This is a genomic window from Hyphomonas sp. TMED31, assembly GCF_002172815.1.
GTDB classification, from domain to species: domain Bacteria; phylum Pseudomonadota; class Alphaproteobacteria; order Caulobacterales; family Hyphomonadaceae; genus Hyphomonas; species Hyphomonas atlantica.
In genome coordinates this window covers 25,498-32,646 of record NZ_NHCK01000009.1, presented here as the reverse complement: position 1 = coordinate 32,646, position 7,149 = coordinate 25,498, and the positions used below count along the sequence as shown (strand labels likewise).

Annotated in this window: 6 protein-coding genes and 1 pseudogene; 3 read left to right on the top strand and 4 right to left on the bottom strand. The window is 60.8% G+C overall.

The annotated features are described in order from the left end of the window. A pseudogene (locus CBB91_RS01230) lies at positions 1-239 on the bottom strand (4-hydroxyphenylpyruvate dioxygenase); the annotation flags it as partial. 91 nt (positions 240-330) lie between these two features. Here CBB91_RS01230 and CBB91_RS01225 point away from each other — a divergent pair. Next, positions 331-798: a MarR family winged helix-turn-helix transcriptional regulator gene (locus tag CBB91_RS01225; RefSeq protein ID WP_035550876.1), complete on the top strand. Its 468-nt coding sequence runs from the start codon at positions 331-333 to the stop codon at positions 796-798. A 3-nt stretch (positions 799-801) separates the two neighbouring features. On the opposite strand, the gene CBB91_RS01220 is transcribed toward CBB91_RS01225, so the two are convergent. From CBB91_RS01220 to CBB91_RS01210, 3 genes are all read right to left on the bottom strand, one after another. Then, positions 802-2,616: an SLC13 family permease gene (locus CBB91_RS01220; protein ID WP_273011259.1), complete on the bottom strand. Its 1,815-nt coding sequence runs from the start codon at positions 2,614-2,616 to the stop codon at positions 802-804. Between the two features lie 88 nt (positions 2,617-2,704). Continuing rightward, complete coding sequence (locus CBB91_RS01215) at positions 2,705-3,685, bottom strand: alpha/beta hydrolase (RefSeq protein WP_035550870.1); 981 nt, start codon at positions 3,683-3,685, stop codon at positions 2,705-2,707. Then, the gene (locus CBB91_RS01210) at positions 3,685-4,422 is read right to left on the bottom strand and encodes a DUF4197 domain-containing protein (RefSeq protein WP_272983663.1); all 738 of its coding nucleotides are present in this window, start codon (positions 4,420-4,422) and stop codon (positions 3,685-3,687) included. The genes CBB91_RS01215 and CBB91_RS01210 overlap by 1 nt, the downstream gene beginning before the upstream one ends. Before the next feature lie 178 nt (positions 4,423-4,600). Here CBB91_RS01210 and CBB91_RS01205 point away from each other — a divergent pair, with 178 nt between their 5' ends. Both CBB91_RS01205 and CBB91_RS01200 read left to right on the top strand, forming a co-directional pair. Then, on the top strand, positions 4,601-4,963 hold the full coding sequence (locus tag CBB91_RS01205; protein WP_273011256.1) for a BlaI/MecI/CopY family transcriptional regulator: 363 nt from the start codon (positions 4,601-4,603) through the stop codon (positions 4,961-4,963). Continuing rightward, complete coding sequence (locus CBB91_RS01200) at positions 4,960-6,990, top strand: M56 family metallopeptidase (protein WP_273011253.1); 2,031 nt, start codon at positions 4,960-4,962, stop codon at positions 6,988-6,990. The genes CBB91_RS01205 and CBB91_RS01200 overlap by 4 nt, the downstream gene beginning before the upstream one ends. The last annotated feature ends 159 nt before the right edge of the window (positions 6,991-7,149 follow it).

Here is a 7,149-nt window from a genome sequence, read left to right as displayed (position 1 = left end):
CCACAGGCGGAGGGGCCGTGCTCTCGCGCGAAATACCAAGCGGCAGAGCGCGGTTCGTAATTGGTGATCAGGTTGATGCCACCCTGACGCCACAGCTCAACATCCTTCGTGCGGTGACGGGCAATCCTGGTGAAGCCGATCATCTCGAATACCGGCTCCAGGACGCCTTTTTCCGGTGCGGAGAACTCAATGAACTCAAATCCGTCAAGGCCGGCGGGGTTCTCAAACAGGTCTGCCATAAGCGCGCTCCAATCGTGATATCGGGATGAATGCTATTAGTTTCATATGTAACTAATTGACACGACGCGCGCAACCCTCAATCAATAGGACATGCCCGATTCCGATAATGTCTCTCTGCTTCGCCTGCGCGAATTCCTGCCCTACCGGCTGTCTGTCCTGTCGAACACGATCTCGACGCGGATTGCGGCGCTGTATGATCGCGAGTTTGGCCTGTCGATCTGGCAGTGGCGGGTCATGGCCGTCGTCGGCGACCGGCCCGGCATCAGCGCGACCGAGATCGGCCAGCTGACCGCGATGGACAAGGTTGCCGTCAGCCGCGCCATCGCTGCGATGATCCAGATGGGGTATCTGGAGCGCAAGACGTCCGAAACCGATGGTCGCCGGTCCCAGCTCTTCCTCACGCCTGCAGGCAGGGACGTCTATGAACTCATTGTCCCAATCGCCCTGGCGGAAGAGCAGAAGCTGTCCGGCGCCCTGACCGAAGACGAGCAGCAGGAGCTTGAGCGCCTGATGGGCAAGCTGGCCGATGCCGCCTCCCCCGACCGGGAACTCTGGTAGTGCTCAGCCCAGCGGCCAGAAGATCGGAATGACGATCATGGCGGCCGCAAACATCACAAGGTTCAACGGCACACCGATCTTCAGGAAGTCCGAGAACCGGTATCCTCCTGCACTGTAGACCAGCGTATTCGTCTGATACCCGATAGGCGTGGCAAAGCTGGCGCTGGCAGCAAACATCACCGCAACCACGAATGGTCGCGGATCGATACCCAGCTGCGCGCCTAGCCCAATCGCGATTGGCGTCAGCAGGATCGCAGCGGCATTGTTGCTCATGATTTCGGTCAGGAAGGATGTGACCAGATACAGTACGGCCAGCACCGCGATCGGGCCAAACCCGGCGGTCAACTCTGCCAGATGCCCAACCAGAAGGCTTGCCGCGCCAGACTTCTCCATGGCCAGCCCCAGCGCCAACATGCCGAAAATCAGCATCAGGATGTCCCATCTGATCGCCCGGTAGGCTTCCTGATGGTCCAGGCAGCCAAGCGCAACCACCGCCGTTGCCGCAATCAGGGCCAGCGCCGCAATGGGCAGCACGCCCAGCGCCGCCAGCCCCATCACCGCTACCAGTGCCACCATCGCAATCGGGGCCTTGGCGCGCCGGATTGCCCGTTCGGTCGTCTCGGTCAGATTGTTGAGAATACCGTCATCGAACAATTGTCGCATCCCGCGCGCTGGCCCTTCAAGCAGGACCGTGTCCCCGACATCGAACCGCATNTCCTGTGTGTTGGTGACATTCTCTCCNCGCCGATGAATGGCCAGCACGTAAACGCCATAAAGGCGCGCAAGGCCGAGGCCCNTCANGGACCGCCCGATCAGGCGGGATTGCGGCCCGATCACGCCCTCCATGATCACGGTCTCGCTTGTCTGGATCGGCTCGAATGCCGNGCGGACATCGCTGGCTGATGCGCCGATTGCGATGCTGCCGGCTTCCTTCAGGGTCAGGACTTCCGATACGGGCGAGCGCAAGACCACCCGGTCCCCTGCCTGGATAATCAGGTCACGCAAATCCGCCCGGAGGGACAGGCCATCGCGGAACACGTCGATCACCTTGAACCCTTTCTCGGCGCTAAATCCGGTCTCGGAAATGGCTTTGCCAATCAGGGGAGAACCGAGCGGGATCAGGATCTGCGCGAGGAAGCGCCGCTTCCTGGCATCCGGCAACATGTCGATCAATGACTCCCGCGTCGGAAGCAGGAAGCGCGACACGAGCCCCAGATAGGCCGCACCCACACATGCCAGAACAGCTCCGGCGGCGGTGATCTCGAACATGCCGAAGGGGGCGAGCCCTGCNTCCTGCGCCACGCCATCGACAAGGATGTTTGTCGACGTACCGATCAATGTTGTCGTACCGCCAAAGATCGCGGCGAAAGAAAGCGGGATCAGCAGCTTGGATGGCGCAACCCCCAAACTGCGCGCCAACTGAATCACGACCGGAATAAGGACGACGACAATCGGCGTATTGTTCATGAANGCCGACAGAACCATCACGCCGAACATCATGGCCAGCATCGCGACAATNGGCGACGCACGCCCGGCCAGCCGCGTCACCATCCGCCCCGCCGCATCAATCACGCCTGTACGCTCCAGCGCAGCAGACAGGACAAACATGGCCGCAATCGTGATTGGTGCCGGGTTGGAGAAGACTGCGAGCGTTTCCGGAACCGACAGAATGCCTGTCAGCAGCAAAGCGCCCATTGCCAGCAAGGCCACCACATCTGATGGCAGGATTTCCCGGATGAAGCCGAAAAACACAACCGCCACGAGCAACAGCACGATGGCGATCTCCACCCCNGGCAGAGCCAGGATATCAAGCGGCATGGGGTCAGCTCCAAAGGNAACCGCGAACCCTTACACGCTTGCCNAATGTTCCACCACTGATCTTTTCTAAACTGAGGACTGCCCCGCCCTATCGCGCNCCGCGCCGGCGCACCTTCAACGACCGCTCCACGAAGGCGTCCTCTTCCAGCGTGAACCGCTCCACCAGCCGCGCCAGAAAGGCGGAAAGCTGATCGCGCACTTCATAAGGCGCCTCCATCGGCAGGAAATGCGTCGTCCCGCGCACGGCCTTCATCATCATCGCCGGATAGGTCAGGATCAGCTTCGCCCGCACCTTGTCGGTGATCACGGAATCTCTCGTTGGCCGCAAAATGGTCATCGGGATCTGGTGTTTCTTCACCCGCCGGAGCGCGCTCCACGGACGGTTGCGCTGAGCCGCGAACGTGGCCGACTCCCATTTCGGCTCGCACAACAGACGCCAGGTCTGCTCGTCACTGTCGATCGGATTGTGGTCAACCCGCTCGATCCCGTCCAGAAGATAGTCCGCCAGGAAAGGCTCCCGCCACGTCTTGAACGCCCCGCGACCGGTATAGGATTCCAGCGCTTCGCGGAATGTGCCGAATTCCGCCCGGCGCTTCTTCGCCCGCCGCGCCATGCCGTTCTTCGGCATCAGGAAGGAAATCGGCGTCAGCATATGCTGCCAGAAATAGATCGATTTCGACATGATCACCGGATCGACCAGGATCAGGCCCTTCACCAGGTCCGGGCGCTTGCCCGCCACCATCAGCGCAACGCATCCGCCCATGGAATGCCCCGCCAGGATCACGCCATGCGGCGCTTCCTTTTCCAGCCACTCAATCACATCATCGCGGTGACGCTTCCAGGATTTCATCTGACCCGGCTTTGCCTGCAGCGTCGTGCGGCCATGACCGCGCATATCGAGCGCTGCAACGCGCTGGCGCAGGCCCAGAGGGGCCAGCAGGGATTGATACGTCATCCCGTTGAATCCGGTTGCGTGCAGCCACACCGCCGAGAAAGGCTTGATGGGATCACCGAATTCGATGCCGGCCATCTCTCCGCCGGCTTTGGCTTCATACGTAAAGCGACGCATCAGCCCCTCGATCCAAAGACGCGCCGTAACAGCTCCGTCGTCCGAGCCACAGGATTCTCACGAATTTTCTTCTCCTCGAGGGCCACATAGTGGAACAGCCCATCCAGACCCAGCGACACAGCATGGTCTGTCAAATCATTCTGAAGCGTCGTGGTAACGCCGCCAACGCCATAGCTATTGGCCACCTGTTCAAGAGACGTAAACGCCCCCGCCTCTGCCAGCGAAGATCTGACATAAGGCGTGAACGAAGCCCGCAACTGGCTTTCGGTCTTCGCGCGCAGGAAATCCGTCGCCGCCGTGTCCCCACCGTTCAGGATACGCACAGCATCCTCAATCGTGATCTGCCGGATCGCGCCGAGCACCAGCGTCTTCGCTTCCGGCACAGAATCCTCAGCGGCGCGGTTCATCCGCAGTTCCAGATCGTCCAATGGGCCGCTTGCCCCGACGCGGGACAGGCCGGACTGGATATCACGATAGGTCTTCGGCAGGGGAATGCGGATTTCAGGATCCCCGAAATACCCATTGGTTTGGCCCAGCTGCGCCGCGACAAGGTTCGTGCCAACCGTCAAGGCTTCGCGCAGGCCCGCATCGATCTCCGCCTGGGTGAGGGAGCTGTCGCCCGTCTGCTGGCTCAGCACCTCGCCCAGCACGCGTCCGAAATCGCCAGAGCTGCCCGTCGTCGCGCAACCTGCCGGCAAGGTTGCAACCGCAATCGCCGCAATCATTACACGCTTCATGGCCTTCTCCTCCACTTTATTCAGAGGACCGTACTCGACTGCGACCCCGAATAGAAGCCACACGAGCGCGGATTCCTGCGACGATCTGCACCTTACGAATGTGTCATCGAAAACTTGTTGACCACGAATGTAGTCATCGCGTACGACTACACCTGTAGTCCAGAGAGGGGTTCTACATATGAAGATTTCTGACGCCGAACTCGAAGTCATGGCCGTGTTGTGGAAACAGCCCGGCCTCGCCGCCGCGGACGTTCACGACGCGCTCGGATCCGAGAAAGACTGGACCAGCCGCACGGTCAAAACACTGCTGGCCCGGCTGGTTGAGAAGGGCGCGCTGAGCACCCAGGAAGACGGTCGGCGCTATCTCTATTTTCCGCTGATTGAGGAAGGCACCTACAAGGCCGGCGCGGCNCGTCAGTTTGTTGATCAGGTCTTTTCCGGACGCGCCGCCCCTCTGGTTGCCCACCTNGCAGACACACGCGGCCTGACCGCAGACGACATNGCGGAACTTGAAAAGCTTCTGGGGGAGTTGAAGAAATGATTTTCGACCTGAACAGCCTCAACATCGGCTATGCCGCGCAGACCATTATCGCNGTGTCGATCCTCATCGCCCTCATCCTGGNTGCGCGAAANCATGTCGCCCGCCAGTTCGGCGCAGGNGTCACCTATGCNCTGTGGGCCATTCCGGTCGCCCGACTGGTCCTGCCTCCCCTGTCCATGCCCTCGCCGCTGGCGGGTTTCTTCGAGTTCTTCCAGACTCCGATGCCTGCCTCGGCCGGGACGGCTGAAGTTGCCCCTGCACTGTTTCGCTCACCTGAACCTGTAGGCACCGTAACTCATGTCGTCGGGGCTCCGCCTGTCTCAAGCCCGGTCNATTCGAGCCCCCTACTCGATGGCGCACCCGGTCTCGTGGCATTCCCGGAAGTGTCCGATCCGATACTCGGCGGATTGCTGCTCGGCACAATGTTCGCCGTCTGGGTTGGCGGAGCCCTATACATGATCCTCCGCAGCAGCTGGGCACACCACAGCTTCATGAACACGCTGCGCCGCGAGGAAATGGCCCCCTCTCCGGAACTCGCCCGTCTTGCCGAGGAGGTCGCCCGTCAGGTTGGCATGAAGAAGATGCCCAAGGTCTCCACAAGCTTCATCTCGTCTGGCCCCCTCGTCTCCGGCTTGCTGCGTCCAACCGTATTGCTGCCAGCCTGGTTCGAGGACGACTACACCCAAAGCCAGCAACGCGCTGCACTGGCCCATGAAATGACCCATATCAAGCGCGGTGACCTNTGGGCCCTGCAAGTGTCGGAAATCTTTGTCGCCCTGCTCTGGTTCAACCCGCTNGCATACATGGCGCGCCGCGCCTTCCGCACGGACCAGGAAGCNGCGTGTGACAGTGATGTCCTGAAATCCGGNGCGTCCTCGCCGCANGCCTATGGCGAAACGCTCCTCAAGGCTGTGCAGCTCGCCCTGCCGGAACGCCTCACCGCCGCCGCCAGCCTGCCGCTGACCCACGCCCTCAAGGAAAGAATGATCCGCATGACCACGCCCAGCCCATCCCGCTCCCGCCGCCTCATGGGCGCTGGAATCTCCGGACTGCTGGGAAGCGCGGCCCTGCTCAGCTCGGGTTTCGTAACCTCCGCCTGCGCGTCTGCNGAAGTCGACAACACGGTCGACATGGCAGAACTCGCTGGCGCACCGATGCCGGACCAACCGCGCGCTGCGCCCACTCCCCCGAAGACTCCGACGCCTGGAGATTTCCGTGAGCTGAAATCTTCCAGCAGCCTTCGCTTGGACAGCGGCACAGTCTATGTCGATGGCGAGCAGGTCGAGGATCGTCAGATCGTGATCATTGGCGAGCCCTTCAATGTGAATGTGAAGAACCCCAACATCGAGCGTGAGATCGAAGTCCTCACAGCAAAAATCGAAGCCGAGACGGCTCAGATCAACAAGCTCGTGGAGTCCATGCCGGTGATCGAACTCGCCTTCGACGGCCTCAACGAACAGTTCAATCGCGAGATGGAACTGGCCGTCAGCTTCACCGAAGAAACCATGCCGAAGACGGAAGAAGAATGGGAAGCGTGGGCCGAGAATGTCGAGAGACAGGCCGAGAAATGGGAGATGCATGCCGAAGCGATGGCGGATCGGGCCGAGGCGCAGGCCGATGCCTGGGAACGCAATCTGGAGCCAAAGATCGCCATGCTCGAAGCCCGCATCGAAATGCATGCTGACGAACTCGAACGCAAGATCGACCTCGCCTATGGCGATGATTTCGANGACCAGATCGAAAACACCCATATCGCCCTGACAGATCTGGTGGAGGAATGCCGCACGGCTGATCTCGCAACCGGTGAAACCCGCATCCTTGAGAAAANGACTGATGATGGCGCGGCGAAGAAGGTGAAGATCGCCTGCGTCAAAGGCGACAAGGGTGCCCTGACTGCCAAGGCCACGATCAAGACGGTGCTCGGCAGCGACAAGCTCGATACCGCGGAGAAAAAGGCCTTCAAGAAGCAGGTTCACTCCAAATCGACCCACACGATCACGATCGAAACCGACCAATCCGACGAATAAGAGATTCCGCATGCGCATTGCACGGAATGCATAGGCGGAAGCCCCCGGCGCAGGTCCCATTGCGCCGGGGTTTTTTCTTGCCGCTGAGCAGGCCGTCTTGCGCCGACAGGCTCCGGGATTAGGGTGCCTGTGGGAACACATCGGAGGACGCCCATGAAC

Coding starts and splice junctions, on each gene's coding strand:
- CBB91_RS01225 (WP_035550876.1), top strand. CDS start 331: ATGCCCGATTCCGATAATGTCTCTCTGCTTCGCCTGCGCGAATTCCTG.
- CBB91_RS01210 (WP_272983663.1), bottom strand. CDS start 4,422: ATGAAGCGTGTAATGATTGCGGCGATTGCGGTTGCAACCTTGCCGGCA.